Below are 23684 nucleotides of genomic sequence, written 5' to 3' on the forward strand. Positions count from 1 at the left end.
GGAGTTAAATTTTCTTATTAACTCCTTGCTTGCTCACGCTTCACATTAAGGGGGGGCTTTTCATGAGTACCTTGCAACGTATCGCATTAGTCTTCACTGTAATCGGCGCTGTTAACTGGGGACTGATCGGGTTCTTCCAGTTTGACTTAGTAGCAGCTATTTTCGGGGGACAGAAATCAGCTCTTGCACGTATTATTTACGGCATCGTTGGTATTTCTGGGCTTATCAATCTCGGCTTACTATTTAAACCATCCGAGAATCTTGGTACTCACCCAGAAACACATGAAATTCAATAGTCAGTATGTCTTTTTCGCCTCCGACATACGAATATGATTGCATGCAATCATATTTGCAAATATATATATCATAAGTCACAGTAAAAGAGGAACGCTCATATGCGTTCCTCTTTTACTTTATTACCTCCGACTCTTCAATCCATTCTGCTAGCTTTTCTCGCAGTGTATTAAATCCGTTCTCTGATGGATTCGGTATAAGAATTCGTCCTTGCTTTCTTTTCGCCGCTTTTAACGATAAACTCATTTTTCTGTGTTCTTCATCAATTGAAAGTACTTTTACTTCTACTGTATCTCCGACCTTTAAAAAGTCATGAATGTCTTTTACATACCCATTTGTGATTTCAGATATATGCACAAGTCCTTGTGTTTCTGCATCCAAAGCTACAAATGCACCGTAATCTTGAATTCCAGTTACTTTCCCTGTTACAACCACTCCCGTTGTATATTGTTCTGACATGTGAAACACTCCCATACGTTTACCATTTTCTCTACAATTGTAAATAGCAAAGCAGATGTATTTATTGTTAAATATCCGATTAGTGGTAAGTATCCTAAGTAAAACACCGAGGATACTCCCACCTTATATTAGTAAATTATACCACTTTGATAGAACTCATTCAAAATTCACGAAAAAATTTCCTGTAATACGTATAATTCTCCAATATTAGGATATAATACTAACACATGGCTTTCTAGTATTCCCCCCCTTTTATGGACAAAACGTATTGTGTTTTGTCCTTTTTTTATTCTCTATGAACCGTTCCATTCTCTTCATTGCTTCCATAAGTTGCTCAAGCGATGTTGCATATGAACAACGAATAAATCCTTCACCACTCCCGCCAAACACATTTCCAGGAACAACAGCCACTTTTTCTTCTAATAATAATTGTTCTGCAAATTCTGCTGAAGATAGTCCGGTTGAAGCTATAGAAGGGAAGACATAAAATGCCCCGCCTGGCACATGACATGTTAAGCCCATTTCATTGAAAGATGTCGTCATAAAGTTACGACGTTTTTTATAGCTATCTCTCATTCGAATTACTTCATCATTTCCCCCGCGTAATGCTTCAAGTGCTGCAAATTGAGACATCGTCGGTGCACACATCATTGAATACTGGTGGATTTTGAGCATTAATTCTGAAAATTGAACAGGGGCTGCAATCATCCCAAGACGCCATCCCGTCATGGCAAACCCTTTTGAAAATCCTGAAATTAAAATCGTATGGTCACGCATATTTTTAATACTCGCGAAACTCGTATATGCTTCGTCGTATACGAGCTCTGCATAAATTTCATCCGATAACACGATTAAATTATACTTCTCAACAATAACAGCTAGCTTTTCTAATTCGGATTTATTTAACATTGCGCCTGTTGGGTTATTGGGAGAACAAAGTAATATTGCCTTTGTTTTCGTTGTAATAGCTGCTTCAATTTGATCTGGCTGTACTTTAAATTCATCTTCTAATGAAGTCGCCACTGGAACTGGGACCCCGCCCGCTAACGTAACAAGCGGTGCATACGAAACGAAACTTGGTTCAATAATAAGTATTTCATCATCAGGGTTTACAATAGCACGCATCGCTACATCTAGCGCTTGACTCGCTCCAACTGTAACAATGATTTCATCATTCGGATCATAAGATACTGCAAATTGTTTTTTTAGATACTTTGCTATTTCTTGACGGAGCTCCAATAATCCTGCATTTGCTGTATATGACGTATATCCTTGTTCTAAAGAACGAATACATGCTTGCCTTACATTCCAAGGTGTAACAAAGTCCGGCTCTCCCACTCCAAGTGAAATAACACCTTTCATACTTGCCGCTAAATCAAAAAACTTTCGTATACCGGACGGTTGTAAAGATTCTGCTACTCTAGATAGGTCAAATTGCTTCACGGTGTCACCACAATTCTCTTATCATCATCTGTCTTTTCATAAATAATCCCCTCATGTTTATACTTCTTCAAAATAAAATGAGTTGTCGTTGAAACGACAGATTCAATTGTTGCTAATTTCTCAGAAACAAACATCGCTACTTCTCCCATCGTCTTTCCTTCTAATGTAATAGAAAGGTCATATGTCCCAGACATTAAATAAACGGATTTCACTTCTGAATAGCGATAAATTTGTTCAGCTACTGCATCAAAACCGACACCACGCTTCGGTGTAACTTTCACATCAATCATCGCCGTTAAACCAGTATGTTCTTTCACTTTTGTCCAATCGATATGTGTTACATAGTCCACGATAATCTTTTCACTTTCTAATTTCGCAACCATTTTTTTCACTTCTTCTACTTCTATATTTAACAACTTCGCTAATGTATCTACAGATAAACGACTATTCTTTTCAAGACAAGCTAATAATTCCAATTCTTTCTCTGTCACCATATAAATCATCCTTCCTTTTAGTTTCTGTCTAAATTATACAAATACTCTTTCCAGTTTGAAAAGAAGATTTTTTTCGAGAATTATGTCAAAATAAAGTGAAACTTTAATCAGCGGAATGCTTTATCCCGCTGATTATTAACCCGCACCAATCGGGCATTTACGGATAGGTGCTTTCCAACTTATATTCTTTGCCTTAGCTGTTCTTCAAGGCGGAAAGCTTACTGTCCATTAATGCGGGATAAAGTGAAACTTTAATCAGCGGAATGCTTTATCCCGCTGATTATTAGCACACACCAATCCAGGTAAAGAGGAAAGGGGATGGAACCGTGAAACCAAAAGTATATATTGCCGAACCAGTTCCAACATTTGTAGAAAACTATTTATCAGAACACTGTGATTTTGAAAAATGGGATCAAAATGAGAAAGTACCTCGTGATGTTCTATTAGAAAAAATAAAAGATAAAGATGGGTTATTAAATTTCGGATCTACTATAAATGAAGAGTTATTGCAGGTTGCTCCTAATTTAAAAGTAGTAAGTAACATTTCTGTTGGCCATGATAACTTTGATTTAAAAGCGATGGAAAAACAAAATGTTATCGGAACGAATACTCCATATGTGTTAGATGATACAGTAGCCGATCTCGTTTTCGCTCTTATGTTATCTGCTGGTCGCCGTGTTTGCGAACTCAATTCCTATGTAAAAAATGGTGAATGGAACGCTGAAATTGGAAAAGAACACTTCGGACTAGATGTACATCATAGTACGATTGGTATTATCGGAATGGGACGAATTGGAGAAGCTGTCGCAAAACGAGCGAAATTCGGCTTTGATATGAATGTCCTTTACTATAATCGTCGCCGTAAAGAAGAAGCTGAGCAAAAATTTGATGCTACATATTGTGATTTACAAACTTTAATCAAACAATCTGATTTTATTATTCTTCTTACTCCATTAACAGATGAAACGTATCATCTTATCGGTGAAAAGGAATTTTCATTAATGAAAGAAACAGCAATTTTCATTAATGCTTCTCGCGGGAAAACAGTAGATGAAACTGCATTAATTCATGCGTTAACAGAAAAGAAAATATTTGCAGCCGGCATCGACACATTTACACAAGAGCCGATTCAAAAAGAGAATCCGCTCTTATCATTACAAAACGTTGTAACTTTACCGCACATCGGATCTGCAACATTAAAAACTCGGCAGCAAATGGCAATGACAGCTGCTGAAAATTTAGTAGCAGGATTACAAGGAAAAACACCACCTAATATTGTGCGTGGGTAATTATAAAGTGAAACTTTAATCAGTGGGGGTTTTGTCCATCCCCCACTGATTATCAGCCTTCACCAATCGGGCTTTTACGGGCAGTTATCTCCCACCTAACTTCCTCGCATTCGCCGAATTTTGAGGTGGGAGTCAACTGCCCGGCGAATAGCGGGATAAATAAGCGAAAGGCAAGATGACGATGTCATCTTGCCTTTTTTTGTTAACATATTTTGTTTCTTACCGGGAGATGATATGAACAAAAATCAATGGAGTGACAAAAAATGAACCATGAATGCAAATGCCCTTACTTCACTTTTTCCACTCGCGGGACTACTATTCATTACGAATTGTATGAACATAATACTAAAAAAGAACGACCTACTTTCGTACTCGTTCACGGCTTCCTCTCTTCCTCATTTAGCTATCGACGACTCATTCCTTTACTAACAAAGGAAGGTACAGTAATTGCCCTTGATTTACCACCATTCGGAAAAAGTGATAAATCTCATCTCTTTAAATATTCTTATCACAATTTAGCAGCTATTATTATCGATTTAATCGAACATTTATCTCTCTCGAATATTGTACTAGTTGGCCATTCTATGGGCGGACAAATTTCACTCTTTGTAAACCGACTACGCCCTGAATTAATTTCAAAGACGATTTTACTATGTAGCTCTAGTTATTTAGCACGCGCAAACTTACCTTTACTGTACTCCTCTTATTTACCGTTCTTCCACTTATACGTGAAGAACTGGATTATTCGAAGGGGCATCGTCCATAACTTAATGAATGTCGTTCATGACCATTCATTAATTGACAATGAAATGATGGAAGGCTATGCTGCTCCTTTTTATGATGATCGTATATTCCCTGCTTTAACTCGAATGATAAGAGACCGTGAAGGTGACTTATCTTCAACTGAATTACAAAAAATCGAAACCCCAGTATTACTCATTTGGGGTGAAAAAGATCGCGTCGTCCCTGTACATGTAGGACACCGTCTCCATAAGGACCTACCTAATTCAACTTTCATTTCTTACGAAAATACAGGGCACCTACTACCTGAAGAAAAGCCCGATCATGTTTATGAAGAAATTATTACGTTTGCGACGCAATAAAGTGAAGCTTTAATCCGTGGGAGGCTCTATCCCCACGGATTATTAGCCTTCACCAATCGGGTTTTTACGGGCAGTTTGATTTCTCGCCTAACCTCCTTGCTTCAACCTAATTTTGAGGCGGGAGTCTTACTGCCCGTTAAAACGGGATAAAGTGAAGCTTTAATCAATCAGCACAAATGAAAATAAACAAAAAGGCTGTCGTAAATTCCGACAGCCTATAACGAACAACTTCCGCCTTCTTTTAGTACGAGTAACTCTACTGCTAATTTTTCGCATTTTTCAAGTGCAGGTACTTCTTCAAAAGACATAAAGTATATATGTTGAATCTTCTTTGCGATGTATTTCGGATCATCAAACACACTTACGACGTTTACAACATCGCTCGCTTCTGTTTCATAAAACTCCGGTCCCATTTGAAACGGATCCCAATTTTTCACAACCTCAATCATTTTGTCATATGCACCCATCTGCTTCCCGCCTTTTCACTTTTTAATGCTTTTCTTTATCGTATCACATCAGCTATTCTATAAGAAGAGTGAGAATTTTCATAACTTAACAGTTTGACAGAAGAAAGGAGCAAACATATGCAACTATTTCATAAAACGGTAAATCGTCGCGGAACGCATAGTACAAAATGGGATACATATAAAAATGAAGAGCTCATCCACGCTTGGATTGCCGATATGGATTTTGAAGTACCAAAACCAATTCAAACTGCATTACAAAAACGCACAGAACATCCTATTTTCGGCTATACACTTCCTCCTGAAAATATTGGGGATATCATTTGTAATTGGACGAAAAGCCAATACAATTGGGAAATACAAAAAGAATGGATTGTATTTAGCGCAGGTATCGTTCCAGCTCTTAGTACGAGCATACAAGCTATAACGAAAGAAGGAGAAGCCGTACTAGTACAACCTCCTATTTATCCACCATTTTTTGAAATGGTCAAAACAAATAATAGACAATTATGTGAGAGTCCCTTATTTAAACAAAATGGCATATATAAGATAAACTTCGAGCATCTAGAAACTCAATTTAAACAAGGTGTAAAACTAATGCTTCTTTGCAGCCCTCACAATCCTATCGGGCGCGTTTGGACGAAAGAGGAGCTAACAAAACTCGGTACGTTATGTACGCAATATAATGTAACCGTTGTCGCGGATGAAATTCACGCCGATATTATTTATAGAGGCCATACTCATACACCGTTTGCTTCTTTATCTGAAGAATTAGCAGCACGCACTATTACTTGTATGGCTCCGAGCAAAACATTTAATATCGCTGGATTACAAGCATCGATCATTATTATTCCGAATGAAAATCTCCGTAATGCCTTTATGTCTATCCAATATAGACAAGGATTCCACGGATTAAATACATTTGCTTATACAGCAATGCAAAGTGCCTATACAGAATGTAATGATTGGCTAAATGAAATTCGATTGTATGTTGAAGATAACGCTCAATTTGCTTGTGAGTATATTCAAAATCACATACCAGCTCTTTCTGTAATTAAACCAGAAGGTAGTTTTTTACTGTGGATTGATTGTTCCCACTTGGATCTTTCTCAAGATGAACGAACAGCATTGCTTGAAGAGAAAGGTAAAATCATCATTGAGCCCGGTGAGAAATACGGAATGGGCGGGGAAGCCCATATCCGAATTAACATTGGCTGTCCTAGATCTGTTTTAGAAGAAATTTTAAACAGACTACACCATACATTCTCATAACAAAAAAGGAGGCTATCCCAAAATGATATTGAGATAGCCTCCTTTTTTCGGTAAATCGATATAATTCCACTTACTATCATGCGGTTTTACAACAAAAGCTATCATTCACGGTAGCTTCTATTTTTTCTTCAGATCCGACGCTTTTTTTACGATAACACCGCAAGCAATTCGGCCACCAGATTTACCAGTTGGTTGCGTCATACCATCATCAGCGTTTTCTGTAATAATAATAGACGCTCCATCTTTTCTATGAATCGTCGTTTTTCCTTCTTCAAGCGTTATATGCGGAGCATCGATTTCTGCTTTAATCTTTCCAGAACCATCCGCCACTACATTCGGTAAATCACCATTTTCCGCACCTTTCGGATTCAAGAGCCCATGTTTTTTATTATCTGGATTAAAATGATTCCCAGATGATTCGAAACTAGGCGCTTTACATTCTCCGATTTCGTGTACATGTATACCGTGTGGTCCTGGTGTAAAACCTTCCGCTTTAATCGTAATTTTCACTCCACTTGTTTGCTGAGCTACTTTTGCAGTCCCAACTTCATCACCTGAAGCATTATGTAATTTCACATCAATTTCTTTCGGCTTCCCTTGGTCACAACCCGCCATTAGAAATAATAAACAACAACTGAAAAAAAGCCGTCTTTTCATTCAATTCCCTCCAAAATGCTTTCTGCCCTTAGATTGTCCGAGCATAGAGGGAAACATACAAAAATGAATTACCGTTTCTTTTCAGCTAAAAGCTTTTCTTCTACTTTCTGTAATCGCTCTGCTTCTCGTTTTGATACACGAATAAACATACGCCACGTAGCAACCGCACCGATGATAAATAGAACGCAAACAATACCTGGAATAATATACTCCGTTTTATCTTCAGGGAAATATAAAGGCATCATAACGAACACTCCTTATTATAGGATTCAAAAAACATCAGAATTTTCTGTTATATATCTTTAAATTATAGTTGAACCAGTTCATATTCTCAAGGGGGCGTTCCGAAAGCGAATGATTTCTTTGACTCCTTCGCGCACTTTCCTTACTATAAACTTGAGGTGAAAAATATGAGAGAAACATTTGAAATTGGTGAAATCGTTACTGGTATTTATAAAACTGGAAAATACATCGGCGAAATTACAAATAGCCGTCCTGGCAGTTACGTCGTAAAAGTACTAGCTGTTTTAAAACATCCAGTGCAAGGTGATTTACATAATGTAAAACAAGCTGACGTACCATTCTTCCATGAAAGACGTGCTTTAGCTTTTCGTGAACAGACGAACATTCCAGAGCAAATGGTGAAGAAATATGAAGGAGAAATTCCGGATTATACAGAGTCACTAAAATTAGCATTAGAAACTCAAATGAATTCATTTTCTGAAGATGATTCACCTTTTGCGGGGCGTAGTCTAGAAACACTTCAGCAATTGAAGCAAGATTACAAACTTTAAAAAACAAAACGACCAAATTACATATTTTGCAATTTGGTCGTTACTGTGTACTCACTTTCTTTAACACTTTCGAAAAATCAACAAGTTCCCCTAATGTCGGAGGTGCTGGTTTGACTAAATACTCTTTATCTTTTTCTACTAACTTAAAAATATTATATGTCGTCATCGCATCATCAAGCGCACAATGATGCTTTCCTGTTCCTGCTTTTCCATACGCCTCAATTGCTTTCCACAGCCCTGTTTGATTTCTCTCTCCAAAAAACTTCTTATACTCAAGCGATAAATCACGACACTGTCCAAAGAATGGAAATTCTACTCCCGCCATTTCACAGTTATGCTTTAAGACTTTCATATCCATATTTCCCCACGTTACAATTGTCGGTTTACCACTCTTTTCATATTCTGCAAGCTTCTCAACAAGTTCATGAAAAGAAATTCCTTTGTCCACTACTTCCTGTTTAATTCCTAAAAATTTTTTACATCGATCCGTTAAAGACGGAAATGTTTTCGGTCTAATATGCGATGAATACGTATCTTCCACCTTACAACCAACAACTGAAACGAGTCCGACCTCAATAATTTCTGGGAAAAAACCTTTTGGCTTTTTTCTATGCTGGGGCATCGTAAACTCAAAGTCTAAAAACAAAAATCGTTGTTCATCCATACGATCCCTTCCTTATCATATTTGTCATTCCTTTCTATTTGACACTCCTACACGAACAAGCTCGAATGCTGATTCGATTTTAAATATTCAGATTGGATGTATCTTATATATATGTCAGATGCCCACAAATATTTTTAAAAATAAGAAAAAATGACCTATGCAGAAAATATGACAAAATAAACCCTTTCATTTACATCCGCCATTTTTCTACTTTATAATGACGTTATGTGTGTTTCATCTAGTTAATTTTTTGACACACTAAGAAAAATGAATGAAAGGAGATGAGAGTTTTGCACGAAACAACGCAAGAACTCGCAAACTGGCAGTATTATTTCGCTATCGCAGTCTTTTTAATTACATATGCCATTATTATTTCTGAAAAAATTAACCGTGCTGTCATCGCACTTCTTGGTGCAGCATTCATGGTAATTGCAGGGGTCGTTGACTTACACAATGCCTTTACGAAACATATTGAATGGGGAACAATTACATTACTCATCGGTATGATGATACTGGTAAACATTACAAGTAAGTCAGGTGTCTTCCAATACGTTGCCATTAAAGCCGCAAAAGGAGCACAAGGAAATCCAATTAAAATTTTAATTTCACTTTCCTTACTTACCGCGCTTGGCTCAGCATTTTTAGATAACGTTACAACAGTACTTCTTGTTGTTCCAGTTACTTTATCTATTACGCGCATCTTGCAAGTAAATCCTGTTCCATATTTACTTTCTGAAATTATTTTTTCAAATATCGGAGGAACAGCAACATTAATTGGTGATCCGCCAAATATTATGATTGGTTCTGCAAATAAGCATTTAGATTTCAATGCTTTCTTATTCAACTTAGCACCTATCGTGATCATCATTATTGCTGTTACGGCAACAATGCTTTACTTCATGTACCGTAAGCAATTAATTGCTGATCCTGTACAAATTAAAAAGTTAATGAGCTTAGATGAAAAACAATACATTAAAGACCCAGTATTAATGAAGAAATCTTTAACAGTACTTGGCCTTACTATTGTAGGCTTCATGACTCATTCTATTTTCCATATTGATGCAGCTATCATCGCCTTAACTGGCGCTACTGTACTTATGTTAATCGGTGTGAAAGAACATGAAATTGAAGAGGTATTCGCAAGTGTAGAGTGGGTAACAATCTTCTTCTTCGCGGGACTATTCGTACTCGTTGGAGGACTTATCGATATCGGGCTTATCAAAATGTTAGCTCAAAAAGTAATTGGAATAACAGGCGGAGATATTTCTCACGCATCTATCCTTATTTTATGGGTATCTGGTATCGCCTCTGCAACAATCGATAACATTCCATTCGTTGCAACAATGATTCCACTTATTAACGATATGGCAGTTGGGCTGGGTTTATCACCTTCTGACGCACAAATTGACGTACTATGGTGGGCATTAGCATTAGGTGCTTGCTTAGGTGGAAACGGAACATTAATCGGAGCTTCTGCTAACGTAATCGTAGCCGGAATCGCAAGTCGTGAAGGACATAAATTCAGCTACATGGAATTCCTTAAAGTCGGCTTCCCAATTATGATCGTTTCATTAATCATTTCTCACATTTACATTTACTTACGCTATCTTATGTAGTAGAAAAAAGCGCCCTGCTCAGCAGGGCGCTTTCGTTCTTTTTTCAGCATATCCGAATTATTATAGAACCAAATATATCGACCGCAGGGCAACTTTGATACGCCTACTCGTTATACCTCACCGGCTCATTCCGAATAATGAACAAATGAATCGGCAAGAAAACCGAAAACGTGATTGTATGAATGATCGTAAACAGTATGGAATTCGTTCCGTATCTATCCAAAATAGCATAGATAAGATAAATAGACAGTACAAGTGATACAGCTGTTGCTAATATATATAGAATTGGTACGAAATTAAAGATGAAGCATCCAACATATATGCCAAATACTTTCCACCCTGCTTCTTCTTTCAAGAAATCTGGTAATTTATCTTTCGCTAAATCACCCCATATCTTACTATTTATAAACGGAATAAAAGCAAGAACACCATCAGTTGCACCATCATTTTTCGCCATCGTATAAAGTGCAAAAGCCGTTAACAAATACGAAATAATTGCCCAAATTATTATAACAAGCATAAACGCAAAACTAAGAGCAAAGAAACCTGCTAGTACGCCTTGATCTTCCATCTTATCCTCTCCTCTCTCTTCTCAACATATTTCATTACAGTGCAAGTTATGTTTTAAAATTTAACCAAACTCTTTGTATAATAAGAAGAGAAAGATAATGAGAGAGGAGTACATACCTATGCATCCATTTGTAAAGGCATTACAAGAGCATTTTACAGCTCATCAAAATCCCGAAAAAGCAGAACCGATGGCACGTTATATGAAAAATCACTTCCCGTTTCTCGGTATTCAAACTCCTGAGAGAAGACAGTTATTGAAAGACGTAATTCAAATACATACTCTCCCAGATAAAAAGGACTTCCAAATTATCGTGCGTGAACTTTGGGACCTACCAGAACGTGAATTTCAAGCTGCCGCACTCGATATCATGCAAAAATATAAAAAACACATAAATGAAACTCACATCCCATTTTTAGAAGAACTTATTGTCACAAAATCTTGGTGGGATTCTGTTGATAGCATCGTCCCTACATTTTTAGGTGCTATCTTTTTAAAACATCCAGAATTAATTTCTGCATATATTCCAAAATGGATTGCATCAGAAAACATATGGTTACAACGTGCCGCTATTTTATTCCAGCTAAAATACAAACAAAAAATGGATGAAGAACTCCTTTTCTGGATTATCGGACAACTACATTCCTCAAAAGAATTTTTCATTCAAAAAGCAATCGGCTGGGTCCTTCGCGAATATGCAAAAACAAAACCAGATGTAGTATGGGAATACGTTCAAACTAACGAGCTCGCTCCACTTAGTAAACGTGAAGCAATTAAGCATATTAAGCAAAATTACGGAATAAATAACGAAAAAATAGGCGAGACTCTATCCTAGATGGGCACGTTCCTCTATTGAGATTTAAAAAAGAACGTGTTAAAATATGTTCATTATTATTAATATAAGTAGCGATGACGGACTTATAAGTACTTGCATAAAAAGCGATTCAGGGATAGTGAAAGCCTGAAGCTGCGAGGAAACGGCAGTCTCGAGCAATACGTGATAAAGTGGATGCACATTTTGTGTATCAACTAGGGTGGAACCGCGGGCAAACGCTCGTCCCTAGGCGATTAAGCCTTGGGATGAGCGTTTTTTTATGTTTTTTAAAGCATATATTGCTCGTTTCCAAAGTACCTATCACGTCATCGCAAATACGTTAACTTTCAAAAGGAGGATTTTATTATGTATTCAATGGAACAAGTTGTAAACTTAGCGAAACATCGCGGTTTCGTTTTCCCTGGTTCTGAAATTTACGGTGGTCTTGCAAACACATGGGATTACGGTCCACTTGGAATCGAATTAAAAAATAACGTTAAAAAAGCTTGGTGGAAAAAGTTCATTCAAGAATCTCCACACAACGTTGGTTTAGATGCTGCTATTTTAATGAACCCAAAAACTTGGATCGCTTCTGGTCACGTTGGTAACTTTAATGATCCAATGATCGACTGTAAAAAATGTAAAGCTCGTCACCGTGCTGACAAATTAATTGAAGATGCATTAGACGCAAAAGGTATCGAAATGGTCGTTGACGGTCTTACTTTCGACCAAATGGCTGACTTAATGAAAGAACATGAAGTAAAATGCCCAGATTGCGGTAGCCAAGAATTCACGGAAATCCGTCAGTTCAACTTAATGTTCAAAACATTCCAAGGTGTTACAGAGTCTAGCACAAACGAAATCTTCCTTCGTCCTGAAACAGCACAAGGTATTTTCGTAAACTTTAAAAACGTACAACGCTCTATGCGTAAGAAACTTCCATTTGGTATCGGCCAAATCGGTAAAAGTTTCCGTAACGAAATCACACCTGGTAACTTCACATTCCGTACACGTGAATTCGAACAAATGGAACTTGAATTCTTCTGTAAGCCTGGTGAAGATTTAGAGTGGTTCGCATTCTGGCGTGAAACTTGTAAAAACTGGTTACTTTCACTTGGTATGACTGAAGAAAGCATGCGTCTTCGTGACCACGGTGAAGACGAGTTATCTCATTACAGTAACGCAACAACTGATATTGAATTCAGATTCCCATTCGGTTGGGGCGAACTATGGGGCGTTGCATCTCGTACAGACTTCGATTTAAAACGTCATATGGAACACTCTAACGAAGACTTTAACTATATCGATCCACAAACGAATGAGCGTTACGTGCCTTACTGCATCGAGCCATCTCTAGGTGCAGACCGTGTAACATTAGCATTCTTATGTGATGCATATGAAGAAGAGCAATTAGAAAACGATTCTCGTACAGTTCTTCGTTTCCACCCTGCTTTAGCACCATATAAAGCAGCTATCTTACCATTATCTAAAAAGCTATCTGAAGGTGCTACTGAAGTATTCGCAGAACTAGCTAAAGACTTCATGGTAGACTTTGATGAAACTGGTTCTATCGGTAAACGTTACCGTCGTCAAGACGAAATCGGTACTCCATTCTGTATCACATACGACTTCGACTCTGTTGAAGACAAAGCTGTTACAGTACGTGACCGTGACACAATGGAACAAGTTCGTATGCCAATTAGCGAACTAAAAGGTTTCTTAGAGAAAAAAATCCAGTTCTAATTATAAAAAAGAGGCGCTCTATTGAGCCGCCTCTTTTTACTTTTCACGTTTTTCTTTAATTGCTACTGTACATCTTGATATACATAGTAACTCATCATTTTCATCAATGATGCGAATATCCCAAACCATTGTCGATTGTCCTCTATGTATCGGTGTTCCAATTGCTGTTACAATTCCATCTTGCTTTGAGCGAATATGATTTGCATTAATTTCTAATCCGAAACAAATACATTTTTCTTGATCAATTAAATTGTATGAACCAACACTTGCCACAGTTTCTGCTAATGCAACAGATGCACCACCGTGTAAAAATCCAAACGGCTGATGCGTGCGTTCATCAACAGGCATTGTAGCAACTACTTTATCCTCTGTCATTTCTAACAACTCAATTCCAAGCGAATCCATTAAAGTTTTTGACATATCGTTTTCAACCTCTCTCACTTTAGATCAAATGTATAATTTTACCTGTTTAATTTCAAACTACCTATAACACTTATATAAGGAGGTTTCACCTAAATGAAACAGAAATTTTGTATACTATTGCTTATGTTCTCCTTGCTGACTATTGTACCAAATTGTGCAATAGCAGCCAAAGCATCCAACCTGACAATCAATGTTAAGACTGTAACGCAAAAAGGTAAGAAACCTTATATAGAATATCAAATTAATAGGCCTTCCTTTCACAACTTTTCTGATTCAAAATTTCAAAATAAGCTGAATTCCTATTACAAAAACTCTACTACTAAATTTAAAAGTAAATTAGAAAAAGAAGCGAAGAAATATTATGAGGAAACAGAAGGATCTAGCACACCTTTTCATCCATACGTTGCAAATGTTGACTATAAAGTAGCTTTAAACAAACCACCTTTCCTCAGCCTATATGTGAATTACTATCAATATACAGGCGGAGCGCACGGACTGTATACGTGGAAGGCAAATACATTTGATTTAAACGAAAAAAAATTATTACACTTAGACGATTTATTTCAACAAGAGGATAAATATAAAGAAATAATTCGCACAGAGATTGTAAGACAAATTAAACAAAATGAAAGCATTTATTTTCCTGATGCAGTCGAAAAAGTAACGAGCACTAAAAAGTTTCACTACTTTTTAGAACCGGATAATCTTGTAATTTATTTCTCTTTATATGAAATTGCTCCTTATTCAAGCGGAATTCCGCAGTTTCGTATTCCATACACATTGCTTAGAGACTATTTAAAGCCTTCTTATCAAAATATTTTGATTGACAACAAGTAAATATTTTCGCTACGATAATGTTAACCTAAACACAACTGGAGGTTAACATTATGAAGAAGCTTCATGTTTTAGATTTAGCATTAGCTGCCATGTTCGTCGCTCTTATGGCTATTGGTGCAAATATTGTATCGTGGGCACCATTCTTACAAATAGCGGGCATTCCATTATCTATGCAACCATTTTTCGCAATTTTAGCAGGTCTTCTTCTTGGGAGTAGACTTGGGGCATTATCAATGACTGTTTACATGCTTGTTGGAGTAGCAGGTGCGCCAATCTTCGCTAACTTCAAAGCTGGATTTGGAGCACTTTTAGATCCTACTGGTGGTTTTATTATCGCATTTATTATCGTTGCTTACGTATCAGGAAAACTAGTAGAACAAAAAGAACGACCAACATTCAGCACCTTTGCAATTTCTTCTTTCGTCGGAATCATTTTAACGTATATTATCGGTACTACTTATATGTACGGGGCAGTCAATATTTTCATGGGTGGTAATATGAGTTATAAAGCTGCCTGGATGATTATGATGTGGTTCGCAGTAAAGGATATTGCGTTTACAATTATCGGCGCTATTATCGCACCTCGCATATACTATGCTGTACGTCGTTCCGCTTATCAGCATTCTCATTCGACGATTTCATAATAAAAAATGAGTTATTTCAGTATACTGAAATAACTCATTTTTTATTTTCGACAATATACGACACATATTAGAAATAAATTTTGTTATGATAGTTCAGCAAATCTTACATTTTGCACATCTAATTAAAACAATATTTTGGAGGAAAATCAGTGAAGCTATCAAAAAATACACTTATTAAAATAAGTGTCGGAGTACTATCTTTATTTTTCATACTAGGTATGAGCATCAGTTACAAATTATATGGAAATAGCGAGTTAGGAATGCAATATACCTTTGGAAACGGTCTAGCATTTTTCTTTTTAATACTTACTATAATTAGTTTATGCACAGCCTTAATCTTTATTGTTATTGGGTTAATTAAGAAAGTACGAAAATTACCAGCAAAAAAATCTTTATTAACATCTATAATACTCTTTCTTACATCAGTTATATCAATCATCATCCTTCTCTTTACGATAACAAAAGTAACGAATATGGAGGAAGAATATCAAGCTATTCAAGCCCAAAAGAAAAAAGAAGCTGATTACTTAATTGCTGCGGCATCTTTTTATAATGATATAGAAACCTTTAGATATTCAGCTTCTTATGTATTATCCGAGTATTCAACTACATGGTCAAAAGCGATTGATCAAAGAAATGACTTCAATAATGCGCTTAGATCTAAGAGAACAGAAATTGATGGGACGGTTACAACTGTAGATACGTTTTACAGCAATATGGGAACAGATTTAAAGTTAGTCTCTGAAGCTGCAAAAGAACAGCCAAATAAGTATAAAGAAACCTATGAAGAATATAAAAAAATATATGGTATTATTACCGCTCTCAATGAACAAGCTCAATCTCCAAGTGGCAGTTTAATCACATTCAACCAAAACGTTAATACATTAATTCAGGAATACAAAAAAGCAGCTGGAAATATTAATATCGCTATTACTGATGAAATTAAATCAAAAGCTAATGAATTGAATCCTACCGATAAAAATTTAAGTTCTAATTAAAGACACTCTTTCCAGAGTGTCTTTTTTTCTCAAAAAAATCCCCTTTAGATTAAGCAGTAAATACGTTCCTTTACCGCTCATCCAACAGGGGATTATATCACTATATTAAGACTCTTGCTTCATTTGCTCGTCTAAAACTTTCTTCATCATTACTAGCATATCATCACGTAATTCTGGGTGTTGCAATGCCATTTCAATTGTCGTTTGAACAAATCCTAATTTTTCACCAACGTCATAACGCTTTCCTTCAAAATCATATGCAAATACACGTTGAATTTCATTTAAGCTTTGAATTGCATCCGTTAACTGAATTTCGCCACCCGCTCCAACTTGTTGCTGTTCCAAGAACATAAAGATTTCAGGAGTTAAAATGTAACGTCCCATAATCGCTAAGTTTGAAGGCGCAGTACCTTGCGCTGGTTTCTCAACGAATTTACGAACTTGATAACGACGTCCCTCTTGCTCTAACGGATCAATAATTCCATAGCGATGTGTTTCTGCTTCAGGAACAGTTTGTACACCAATAACAGAAGAAAGTGTTTTGTCATACTCGTCCATTAATTGACGTAAACATGGTTTTTCAGCTTGAACGATATCATCGCCTAATAATACTGCAAACGGCTCATCACCAATGAATTTACGTGCGCACCAAACAGCATGTCCTAATCCTTTTGGTTCTTTTTGTCGAATGTAATGGATATCTACCATTTTAGAAGAAGCTTGTACTTTTTCAAGTAACTCATACTTTTTCTTCTCTAATAAGTTTTGCTCTAATTCAAATGCGTTATCAAAATGATCTTCGATAGAGCGCTTTCCTTTACCAGTAACGATAATAATATCTTCGATGCCTGATTTTACTGCTTCTTCTACGATGTATTGAATTGTTGGTTTATCTACAATTGGAAGCATTTCTTTTGGCATTGCTTTCGTTGCTGGTAAAAAGCGTGTTCCTAATCCCGCTGCCGGGATAATTGCTTTTCTCACTTTTTTCATGACAAATACCCTCGCTTTTCATTCTAATTCTCTTAGTAAAGTGTAAATTTATAACACTCGCTCGTAATAATCCTCTACATCAAACAAAACTACAAGAAAAGAGGAGGCCGTTCTCCGTTCTCCTCTTTTCCTATCAGTAGCACTCTATTCTATTATAAACGATTCATAATATCTTCTTTAATAGTAAGTAACTTTTGTTCACTATTTTGTAAGGAATCATCTTGTACACCAAAGTAGAATTTAATTTTCGGCTCTGTTCCAGATGGACGTAAGCAGAACCAAGAACTATCTTCTAATTGATATTTTAACACATTTGATTTCGGTAAGTGAATCTCTTCCTTATTTCCATCTTGTAACGTTGTAATGATGCTTTCTTTATAATCCTCAACTGCAACAACTGTTAAACCAGCTACTTCTTTCGGAGGATTCTCACGGAATGTTGCCATCATCTTTTGAATCTGTTCGGCACCATCTTTTCCTTTTAACGTTAACGATACAAGGTCCTCACGGAAGAACCCATACTTCTTAAATACTTCTAGCAGACCATCGTATAACGTTTTACCTTGTGATTTGTAGTATGCAGCTACTTCACATGCAAATAGGACGGATTGCACCGCATCTTTATCACGGCAGAATGGACGGATTAAATAACCGTAGCTTTCCTCATAACCGAATTGGAATTCATATTGTCCGCTTTCTTCATACTGTTTAATTTTTTCACCGATAAATTTAAATCCAGTTAACGTATCAACTGTATCTAAACCGTATGCTTTTGCGATTGTACGGCCAATTTCAGACGTTACGATTGTTTTTAAAACAACACCGTTTTCTGGAAGCGTTCCGTTTTCCTTCTTTTGTGATAATAAGTAATCAAGCATTAACGCACCTGTTTGGTTACCAGTTAATACTTGGAACTCACCATCGTGATTGCGAACTGCTACACCTAGACGGTCTGCATCAGGATCTGTTGCGATTAACACATCTGCGCCTACTTTTTCACCGTCGCGAATTGCATACTCAAACGCTGCATGCTCTTCTGGGTTTGGTGATTTTACTGTAGAGAAATTTGGATCTGGTAACTCTTGCTCTTTTACAACTGTTACATCTGTAAATCCAACTTCTTCTAAACCACGGCGTACCGAAATATTTGATGTTCCATGCAATGGTGTAAAGACGATTTTTAAATCTTTTCCTACTTCTTTCACCATCTCTTTATTAATAATGACATTGTTCAATTCTGCTGCATAAGCATCATCTACTTCTTGTCCAATTATATGTAATAAACCGTCAGCTTTTAATTGCTCAACATCAGCAACTTCAACTGTTAATTCATTCTCTACTGCATTTACGTAGCTAATTAACTCATCAGCTTCCTTTGGAGGCAACTGGCCACCATCTTCACCATATACTTTATAACCGTTATATTCGGGCGGATTATGGCTTGCCGTAAGAACGATTCCACTTGCTGTATGTAAATGACGAACTGCGAAAGAAAGCACTGGTGTTGGACGTAAGCTTTCAAATACATATGTTGTAATACCGTGTGCACCAAGAGTAGCAGCTACTTCCATTGCGAATTCAGGTGATTTATGACGAGAATCATACGCGACAACAACACCGCGTTTTTTCGCTTCTTCACCTAGTTTTTCAATAAACATAGCTAATCCTTTTGTTGCTTTACGAACTGTATATACATTTAAACGGTTCGTACCAGCACCAAGTTCACCACGCATACCACCTGTTCCGAACTCTAGATTTTTATAAAAGCTATCCTCGATTTTCTTCTCATCTTGCTTCATGTTTTCTAGCTGTTCTTTTAATTCTGCGTCTAATTCTGCATATGAAAGCCAGCGACTAAATTCTTGTTTCCAATTCATACTTCCATCTCCTCTCGCCTGTCGTACCTTCATTATATGAAAAAAACAACCTGAATCTCAATATTTTTTAAAATCTAGCAGGATTTTACTATAAATATTTGTATACACTATGGTTAAATACTCCACCAAAGGGAATGAGGATTATGCAAGAATGGGGCTTGTCAGAAGAGCTCAAAATAAAAACAAAGCAGATGATTGAAATTGCTGAAAAAGAATTATCAAACATGAAGCATGCAATCGATAAAGAAGATGAATGTATTTTATGTAAAATGGAAGATATTCATCATATGTTAACAAATGTACAGACGTTAGCAGCTACATATTATATTCAAGCATATTTATCACCTTATACGGAAAGTTCACATTTCATCACTACAGCTGTCCAACATTTAAGCGCTCGAAAACACGGTGCTCTTATTATTGTGGAACGAAGTGACGCTATTGATTCTTTCATTCAAACTGGAACGACATTAAACGCACACTTAACCGCGCCACTACTTGAATCGATTTTTTATCCAGGGAACCCTCTTCATGACGGAGCCGTTCTCATTAAAAATAATCATATTGTCTCAGCAGCTAATATTCTCCCATTAACAAAAAGCATGGAAATCAATCCTGAGCTAGGAACACGTCATAGGGCTGCAATTGGCTTATCCGAGAAAATTGATGCACTTATATTAGTTGTCTCTGAGGAAACAGGGCGTACTTCATTCGCTTTAGGCGGGACGTTATATACGATTTCTTTATAGGACGAATCTTTCACTATGTAGCACTTTTTGAAACGGTAAAATAGTAAATGAAATTATATCAACCGTAACTCCAAATATATCGACTTACCGACAAAAACTGACAATAGTCATACCATATCAATAAGAAAAGGCTATCCCAAAAATTTGAGACAGCCCTTTCTTCAAAAATTATTCTTCTCCGAAACGCTCAACAAGTGTTGCAAGTGTACGCACCATTGCACCTGTTGCTCCAGATGGTCCTAAATCATGTGCTCCTGATGTTTCAGATGTTCCAGCGATGTCTAAGTGTACCCATGGTGTTTCTTCTGCAAATTCACCAAGGAATGTCCCAGCCATAACCGCATGTCCTTCACGGCCTGGTGAGTTATTTAAATCAGCAAATTTACTGTTTTTGACACGTTCTTTATCACGTTCAAAAATCGGCAATTGCCAAATTGGCTCATCCGTTTCCATAGAAGCCTCTAACACTTGTTCAAACAATTCTTCATTATTTGTCATCGCGCCTGTTGTATGATTTCCAAGTGCAACAATTACACCGCCTGTTAATGTTGCAACATCAACTAAGTAATTTGCGCCAAGTTTCTTCGCATACGTAATACCGTCAGCTAACGCTAGGCGACCTTCTGCATCTGTATTTAATACTTCAATTGTTTTTCCGCTCATAGATGTAATAACATCATCTGGCTTAAATGCTGTACCACTTACAACGTTGTCAGTTGATGGAATAACAGCAATTACATTTTGCTCTGGACGAAGTTCACCGATGATCTCCATCGCGCCAAGAACAGCTGCAGCTCCGCCCATATCACCTTTCATACCAACCATGCCTTCACGTGGTTTTAAAGAATAACCGCCTGTATCATATGTAATCCCTTTTCCAACAAATCCAATTACATCTTTCCACTCTTCTTTTCCTTTATAAATAAGAGCAATCATTTTTGGCGGTTCAGTAGACCCTTGGTTTACTGCAAGTAATGCACCCATACCAAGCTCTTCCATCTCTTCTTTCTCAAGAACCTTATAATCCATATCGTATTTTTCTGCTAATTCAACTGCATACTCAGCAAGCTTTGTCGCTGTTAATACGTTTGGCGGCATATTTACAAGCGTACGAGCTGAATTCGTTGCACGTCCATGTACGTATCCTACAGTTAATGCTGCTTCAATTTCTTGTGCATCTTCTGCTGTAATAGCCGTAAACTTCTCTAATTCTACACGATCCTTTTTATCTGTTTTATACGTTTGTAATTCATATGTACCAAGACCTTGTACTTCTGCCGCAATATGAGCTACATCAATCGCATCTAATTTATCTGTCACGAAAGAATCAAGTAAGATTGCTGCATCTTGTACTTTTGCTGCTTGTAATGCTTTAAACGCCTTACCAAGAGCAGCACGTAACGTTTCCGTTGTATATGACTCTTTCTTACCTAAACCAACAAAATAATAACGTTTAACATTTGTTTTTCCTAAGCTATGTACTTTTGAAATGGCTTTCTTCTTAGTTGAAAGTTCTTTTTCTTCTAATAAAACTTGTAATTGTCCTTCAAACGCTTTATCCAGTTCTTGTACAAAGCTACTCTTTTTATCTTCTTCAAATAAGGCAACAATTACCGCTTCATGACTTACTAATTCTTTTTGTACTTGAAACATGTTCAGACCCCCTAAATTTCTCTACGTCCATTATAACTTTATTTTCGATAAAATGCGACAATTCTAAATTCTGTTATTTCATATAAAGTGAAACTTTAATCAGTGGGGGTTTTACCGGCCGCAAATAGCAGGATAAAGATGCTATCTCCAATATCTTCTATGGTGAAATAAGACAAGAAAAAAGTCTAGCGTTATTACCACTAGACTATCTTTGTTTTAAATATTGTCCACGAAACACTTGCATCGTTTCGTCTTGATTTAACATCGTTAACTCTTCTTCCGAAAACTTGCCATTTCCTATTTTCACTATATACACATTTACTTTTTTCTTACCCCATTGGCTATAAACATCTTTCACCGTATCATAATATAAATCGAGACGATTTCCTTTTATAGCACCGCCCTTATCAGCTACAACACCATATCCGTAACCTGGCACGAATAGAATTGTCCCAAGCGGGAATACGCGTAAATCGGCAGCGATTGTGGAATATAAATCCCTTTTTGCTTTAACACCTGAATATGTAATGCCATACTCTGGATGCCCCGGCCTCTTTCCAGTCGACTCTATACCTGATGTATAACCAGTTGCAGTCATTTCTATAACACGATATTTAGACCAGTCATTTGCCTGCTCTAAAGCATTTATCACTTCTTTACTCGGAGCAACTTTTTTCTCAATTTCTGCTGCATGTACTTCTTTTACACTTGTTCCTTCATATAATTTTATAATCTCTAATAAAGAAACTCCTGTGAAAGCCTGCCATGTTACGCATAATGCGAATGCAAGTAAACAAGTCATCATAATGCGAATACAATATCGTTTTAACATTTTTATATTCCACACTCCTTCATCGTTAATCATTCCCTATACGATGAAGGAATATGCAAAAAAATAATCTCCAAATTGATTGGAGATTAAAACATTTGATATCCACTTTTTCGAAGTTTTTTAATTATGATTCCTGCTAAAGCAGCACCTACTAATCCAGTAGATAGAATAAACACATCTGCGTGTCCTAAATGCGATACACTTGTCCCAAATGAAGAAAATGTTTCTTTTGGCTTTGAAAAATAGTCCCATACACTCGCTTTATTAATAATAAGCATACAAATAATCGGATATACAATAACCATTACCCACGTAGCTCGCAAAATCATGTTGAGTAAAAATCCAATTCCAAAAAATAAAATAAAGAACAACATCATTGAAATAAGTAGTACCGGTATACTCACTTCTTCTCCCTCTCCTTCGCATACGCCGTAAACACATGATAAGCCGTATAACCAAATTGCTCTCCTGGATTTAATGTTTTGTCCATTTCAAAATGCGACTCTGCTCTTCCTTCTAATAAATATTTGATGAGTACAGAAGTATTTTGATCATCTGCAATATTTTCTGGATGTAAAAAAGCTACTTCCGACAATTCTTTCTCCTGTACGATAACGTCTTCTCCCTCTGGCTCTAGAAGAAAAATAATCATATTATCACTAATTTCATTATGAATAACACCTGAGCGAATACCAATAATCCCCTTTACATGAGCAACAATGCCTGTCTCTTCCAAAATTTCACGTTTCACAGCTTCATCAACAGTCTCGCCTTCATTAACAAAACCAGCAGGTAAAGACCATTGCCCTTTCAATCCACCGTATTTTTTCTTAACGAATAGCCATCTCCCATCTTCTGTAGCTACTAAGCCACTGACAGCTAACCACACTTTCCCTCGCTTCCCCATGATATAACCTCCTCCATCAAAACGAACAGAATATTCTTTCTTTTTTATATATTATACTATATTTTCAATACGAAAAAAGCAGAAACAGCTCATAGCC

General features: G+C 36.8%; 27 protein-coding genes. 12 read left to right on the forward strand and 15 right to left on the reverse strand.

The annotated features are described in order from the left end of the window. Positions 1 to 62: 62 nt before the first annotated feature. Positions 63 to 296, forward strand: coding sequence for a DUF378 domain-containing protein (locus LCF45_RS24225; RefSeq protein WP_002089278.1), 234 nt, complete (start codon positions 63 to 65; stop codon positions 294 to 296). A gap of 112 nt (positions 297 to 408) precedes the next feature. On the opposite strand, the gene yugI is transcribed toward LCF45_RS24225, so the two are convergent. The 3 genes from yugI to LCF45_RS24240 form a co-directional block, all read right to left on the reverse strand. After that, positions 409 to 753, reverse strand: a complete 345-nt coding sequence (gene yugI / locus LCF45_RS24230) for a S1 domain-containing post-transcriptional regulator GSP13 (protein ID WP_002015848.1) — start codon at positions 751 to 753, stop codon at positions 409 to 411. Positions 754 to 1005: 252 nt separating this feature from the next. Further along, on the reverse strand, positions 1006 to 2196 hold the full coding sequence (locus LCF45_RS24235) for an aminotransferase (RefSeq protein ID WP_002129685.1): 1191 nt from the start codon (positions 2194 to 2196) through the stop codon (positions 1006 to 1008). Next, on the reverse strand, positions 2193 to 2690 hold the full coding sequence (locus LCF45_RS24240) for an Lrp/AsnC family transcriptional regulator (RefSeq protein ID WP_002129688.1): 498 nt from the start codon (positions 2688 to 2690) through the stop codon (positions 2193 to 2195). The genes LCF45_RS24235 and LCF45_RS24240 overlap by 4 nt, the downstream gene beginning before the upstream one ends. A 296-nt stretch (positions 2691 to 2986) precedes the next feature. Between LCF45_RS24240 and LCF45_RS24245 the strand changes: the two genes are divergently transcribed. Both LCF45_RS24245 and LCF45_RS24250 read left to right on the forward strand, forming a co-directional pair. Then, complete coding sequence (locus tag LCF45_RS24245) at positions 2987 to 3979, forward strand: 2-hydroxyacid dehydrogenase (protein WP_033707944.1); 993 nt, start codon at positions 2987 to 2989, stop codon at positions 3977 to 3979. 263 nt (positions 3980 to 4242) lie between these two features. Next, positions 4243 to 5082 carry an alpha/beta fold hydrolase gene (locus LCF45_RS24250; protein WP_002034539.1) on the forward strand — a complete coding sequence of 280 codons (840 nt, stop codon included), beginning with the start codon at positions 4243 to 4245 and terminating at the stop codon, positions 5080 to 5082. Between the two features lie 215 nt (positions 5083 to 5297). Here the strand turns inward: LCF45_RS24250 and LCF45_RS24255 are convergent, their stop codons facing one another. Continuing rightward, a complete protein-coding gene (locus LCF45_RS24255; protein WP_002015854.1) occupies positions 5298 to 5549 on the reverse strand; it encodes a YugE family protein in 252 nt (83 codons plus the stop codon). 117 nt (positions 5550 to 5666) lie between these two features. On the opposite strand from LCF45_RS24255, the gene LCF45_RS24260 reads away from it, so the two are divergent. Beyond that, positions 5667 to 6818: a MalY/PatB family protein gene (locus LCF45_RS24260; protein ID WP_033730828.1), complete on the forward strand. Its 1152-nt coding sequence runs from the start codon at positions 5667 to 5669 to the stop codon at positions 6816 to 6818. 117 nt (positions 6819 to 6935) lie between these two features. On the opposite strand, the gene LCF45_RS24265 is transcribed toward LCF45_RS24260, so the two are convergent. Together LCF45_RS24265 and LCF45_RS24270 are read right to left on the reverse strand one after the other, a co-directional pair. Further along, complete coding sequence (locus tag LCF45_RS24265; RefSeq protein WP_002089287.1) at positions 6936 to 7475, reverse strand: superoxide dismutase family protein; 540 nt, start codon at positions 7473 to 7475, stop codon at positions 6936 to 6938. A 68-nt stretch (positions 7476 to 7543) separates the two neighbouring features. Then, positions 7544 to 7720, reverse strand: coding sequence for a hypothetical protein (locus LCF45_RS24270; protein ID WP_000982764.1), 177 nt, complete (start codon positions 7718 to 7720; stop codon positions 7544 to 7546). 165 nt (positions 7721 to 7885) lie between these two features. Between LCF45_RS24270 and LCF45_RS24275 the strand changes: the two genes are divergently transcribed. Beyond that, positions 7886 to 8269: a kinase-associated lipoprotein KapB gene (locus LCF45_RS24275; protein ID WP_001209324.1), complete on the forward strand. Its 384-nt coding sequence runs from the start codon at positions 7886 to 7888 to the stop codon at positions 8267 to 8269. Positions 8270 to 8309: 40 nt separating this feature from the next. Here the strand turns inward: LCF45_RS24275 and kapD are convergent, their stop codons facing one another. Next, on the reverse strand, positions 8310 to 8933 hold the full coding sequence (kapD, locus tag LCF45_RS24280) for a 3'-5' exonuclease KapD (protein ID WP_002034559.1): 624 nt from the start codon (positions 8931 to 8933) through the stop codon (positions 8310 to 8312). Positions 8934 to 9223: 290 nt separating this feature from the next. Here kapD and LCF45_RS24285 point away from each other — a divergent pair, with 290 nt between their 5' ends. Next, positions 9224 to 10549 (forward strand): ArsB/NhaD family transporter, encoded by a 1326-nt coding sequence (locus LCF45_RS24285; protein WP_002129696.1) that lies wholly within the window; start codon positions 9224 to 9226, stop codon positions 10547 to 10549. Between the two features lie 103 nt (positions 10550 to 10652). Here LCF45_RS24285 and LCF45_RS24290 read toward each other — a convergent pair whose 3' ends face one another. Next, positions 10653 to 11120: a hypothetical protein gene (locus tag LCF45_RS24290; RefSeq protein WP_002034556.1), complete on the reverse strand. Its 468-nt coding sequence runs from the start codon at positions 11118 to 11120 to the stop codon at positions 10653 to 10655. A 118-nt stretch (positions 11121 to 11238) separates the two neighbouring features. Between LCF45_RS24290 and LCF45_RS24295 the strand changes: the two genes are divergently transcribed. Beyond that, a complete protein-coding gene (locus LCF45_RS24295; protein WP_002015862.1) occupies positions 11239 to 11952 on the forward strand; it encodes a DNA alkylation repair protein in 714 nt (237 codons plus the stop codon). Between the two features lie 345 nt (positions 11953 to 12297). Continuing rightward, on the forward strand, positions 12298 to 13674 hold the full coding sequence (locus tag LCF45_RS24300; protein WP_002015863.1) for a glycine--tRNA ligase: 1377 nt from the start codon (positions 12298 to 12300) through the stop codon (positions 13672 to 13674). A gap of 36 nt (positions 13675 to 13710) precedes the next feature. Here the strand turns inward: LCF45_RS24300 and LCF45_RS24305 are convergent, their stop codons facing one another. Then, positions 13711 to 14094 (reverse strand): hotdog fold thioesterase, encoded by a 384-nt coding sequence (locus tag LCF45_RS24305; protein ID WP_002034550.1) that lies wholly within the window; start codon positions 14092 to 14094, stop codon positions 13711 to 13713. Between the two features lie 96 nt (positions 14095 to 14190). Here LCF45_RS24305 and LCF45_RS24310 point away from each other — a divergent pair, with 96 nt between their 5' ends. The 3 genes from LCF45_RS24310 to LCF45_RS24320 all read left to right on the forward strand — a co-directional run bounded on the left by LCF45_RS24310 (position 14191) and on the right by LCF45_RS24320 (position 16576). Then, on the forward strand, positions 14191 to 14934 hold the full coding sequence (locus LCF45_RS24310) for a DUF3298 and DUF4163 domain-containing protein (RefSeq protein ID WP_002129698.1): 744 nt from the start codon (positions 14191 to 14193) through the stop codon (positions 14932 to 14934). Between the two features lie 50 nt (positions 14935 to 14984). Next, complete coding sequence (locus LCF45_RS24315) at positions 14985 to 15578, forward strand: biotin transporter BioY (protein ID WP_002015867.1); 594 nt, start codon at positions 14985 to 14987, stop codon at positions 15576 to 15578. A gap of 149 nt (positions 15579 to 15727) precedes the next feature. Beyond that, complete coding sequence (locus LCF45_RS24320; protein WP_078178517.1) at positions 15728 to 16576, forward strand: hypothetical protein; 849 nt, start codon at positions 15728 to 15730, stop codon at positions 16574 to 16576. Positions 16577 to 16681: 105 nt separating this feature from the next. Here the strand turns inward: LCF45_RS24320 and galU are convergent, their stop codons facing one another. Together galU and LCF45_RS24330 are read right to left on the reverse strand one after the other, a co-directional pair. Continuing rightward, positions 16682 to 17569 (reverse strand): UTP--glucose-1-phosphate uridylyltransferase GalU, encoded by an 888-nt coding sequence (gene galU, locus LCF45_RS24325; RefSeq protein WP_002015869.1) that lies wholly within the window; start codon positions 17567 to 17569, stop codon positions 16682 to 16684. Between the two features lie 152 nt (positions 17570 to 17721). Next, on the reverse strand, positions 17722 to 19446 hold the full coding sequence (locus LCF45_RS24330) for a phospho-sugar mutase (RefSeq protein ID WP_002129701.1): 1725 nt from the start codon (positions 19444 to 19446) through the stop codon (positions 17722 to 17724). A gap of 143 nt (positions 19447 to 19589) precedes the next feature. Here LCF45_RS24330 and cdaS point away from each other — a divergent pair, with 143 nt between their 5' ends. Beyond that, on the forward strand, positions 19590 to 20195 hold the full coding sequence (cdaS, locus tag LCF45_RS24335; RefSeq protein WP_002129703.1) for a sporulation-specific diadenylate cyclase CdaS: 606 nt from the start codon (positions 19590 to 19592) through the stop codon (positions 20193 to 20195). A 168-nt stretch (positions 20196 to 20363) separates the two neighbouring features. Here cdaS and pepA read toward each other — a convergent pair whose 3' ends face one another. From pepA to LCF45_RS24355, 4 genes are all read right to left on the reverse strand, one after another. Beyond that, positions 20364 to 21848 carry a cytosol aminopeptidase gene (gene pepA / locus LCF45_RS24340; RefSeq protein ID WP_002129705.1) on the reverse strand — a complete coding sequence of 495 codons (1485 nt, stop codon included), beginning with the start codon at positions 21846 to 21848 and terminating at the stop codon, positions 20364 to 20366. Positions 21849 to 22053: 205 nt separating this feature from the next. Next, complete coding sequence (locus LCF45_RS24345) at positions 22054 to 22680, reverse strand: 3D domain-containing protein (protein WP_002129706.1); 627 nt, start codon at positions 22678 to 22680, stop codon at positions 22054 to 22056. An 86-nt stretch (positions 22681 to 22766) separates the two neighbouring features. Continuing rightward, a complete protein-coding gene (locus tag LCF45_RS24350) occupies positions 22767 to 23084 on the reverse strand; it encodes a YuiB family protein (protein WP_002089308.1) in 318 nt (105 codons plus the stop codon). After that, positions 23081 to 23587 (reverse strand): NUDIX hydrolase, encoded by a 507-nt coding sequence (locus LCF45_RS24355; protein ID WP_002015875.1) that lies wholly within the window; start codon positions 23585 to 23587, stop codon positions 23081 to 23083. The genes LCF45_RS24350 and LCF45_RS24355 overlap by 4 nt, the downstream gene beginning before the upstream one ends. Positions 23588 to 23684: the final 97 nt, after the last annotated feature.

This window comes from Bacillus sp. 41-22 (assembly GCF_025809295.1).
GTDB lineage: Bacteria > Bacillota > Bacilli > Bacillales > Bacillaceae_G > Bacillus_A > Bacillus_A mycoides.

Excerpts from the sequence above, each read along its gene's own strand:
- cdaS (WP_002129703.1), top strand. The coding sequence starts at position 19,590 with ATGCAAGAATGGGGCTTGTCAGAAGAGCTCAAAATAAAAACAAAGCAG.
- LCF45_RS24345 (WP_002129706.1), bottom strand. The coding sequence starts at position 22,680 with ATGTTAAAACGATATTGTATTCGCATTATGATGACTTGTTTACTTGCA.
- LCF45_RS24265 (WP_002089287.1), bottom strand. The coding sequence starts at position 7,475 with ATGAAAAGACGGCTTTTTTTCAGTTGTTGTTTATTATTTCTAATGGCG.
- LCF45_RS24295 (WP_002015862.1), top strand. The coding sequence starts at position 11,239 with ATGCATCCATTTGTAAAGGCATTACAAGAGCATTTTACAGCTCATCAA.
- LCF45_RS24305 (WP_002034550.1), bottom strand. The coding sequence starts at position 14,094 with ATGTCAAAAACTTTAATGGATTCGCTTGGAATTGAGTTGTTAGAAATG.
- LCF45_RS24290 (WP_002034556.1), bottom strand. The coding sequence starts at position 11,120 with ATGGAAGATCAAGGCGTACTAGCAGGTTTCTTTGCTCTTAGTTTTGCG.
- LCF45_RS24260 (WP_033730828.1), top strand. The coding sequence starts at position 5,667 with ATGCAACTATTTCATAAAACGGTAAATCGTCGCGGAACGCATAGTACA.
- LCF45_RS24310 (WP_002129698.1), top strand. The coding sequence starts at position 14,191 with ATGAAACAGAAATTTTGTATACTATTGCTTATGTTCTCCTTGCTGACT.
- LCF45_RS24355 (WP_002015875.1), bottom strand. The coding sequence starts at position 23,587 with ATGGGGAAGCGAGGGAAAGTGTGGTTAGCTGTCAGTGGCTTAGTAGCT.
- LCF45_RS24240 (WP_002129688.1), bottom strand. The coding sequence starts at position 2,690 with ATGGTGACAGAGAAAGAATTGGAATTATTAGCTTGTCTTGAAAAGAAT.
- galU (WP_002015869.1), bottom strand. The coding sequence starts at position 17,569 with ATGAAAAAAGTGAGAAAAGCAATTATCCCGGCAGCGGGATTAGGAACA.
- LCF45_RS24275 (WP_001209324.1), top strand. The coding sequence starts at position 7,886 with ATGAGAGAAACATTTGAAATTGGTGAAATCGTTACTGGTATTTATAAA.
- pepA (WP_002129705.1), bottom strand. The coding sequence starts at position 21,848 with ATGTTTCAAGTACAAAAAGAATTAGTAAGTCATGAAGCGGTAATTGTT.
- yugI (WP_002015848.1), bottom strand. The coding sequence starts at position 753 with ATGTCAGAACAATATACAACGGGAGTGGTTGTAACAGGGAAAGTAACT.
- LCF45_RS24250 (WP_002034539.1), top strand. The coding sequence starts at position 4,243 with ATGAACCATGAATGCAAATGCCCTTACTTCACTTTTTCCACTCGCGGG.
- LCF45_RS24315 (WP_002015867.1), top strand. The coding sequence starts at position 14,985 with ATGAAGAAGCTTCATGTTTTAGATTTAGCATTAGCTGCCATGTTCGTC.
- LCF45_RS24270 (WP_000982764.1), bottom strand. The coding sequence starts at position 7,720 with ATGATGCCTTTATATTTCCCTGAAGATAAAACGGAGTATATTATTCCA.
- LCF45_RS24225 (WP_002089278.1), top strand. The coding sequence starts at position 63 with ATGAGTACCTTGCAACGTATCGCATTAGTCTTCACTGTAATCGGCGCT.
- LCF45_RS24300 (WP_002015863.1), top strand. The coding sequence starts at position 12,298 with ATGTATTCAATGGAACAAGTTGTAAACTTAGCGAAACATCGCGGTTTC.
- kapD (WP_002034559.1), bottom strand. The coding sequence starts at position 8,933 with ATGGATGAACAACGATTTTTGTTTTTAGACTTTGAGTTTACGATGCCC.
- LCF45_RS24330 (WP_002129701.1), bottom strand. The coding sequence starts at position 19,446 with ATGAATTGGAAACAAGAATTTAGTCGCTGGCTTTCATATGCAGAATTA.
- LCF45_RS24255 (WP_002015854.1), bottom strand. The coding sequence starts at position 5,549 with ATGGGTGCATATGACAAAATGATTGAGGTTGTGAAAAATTGGGATCCG.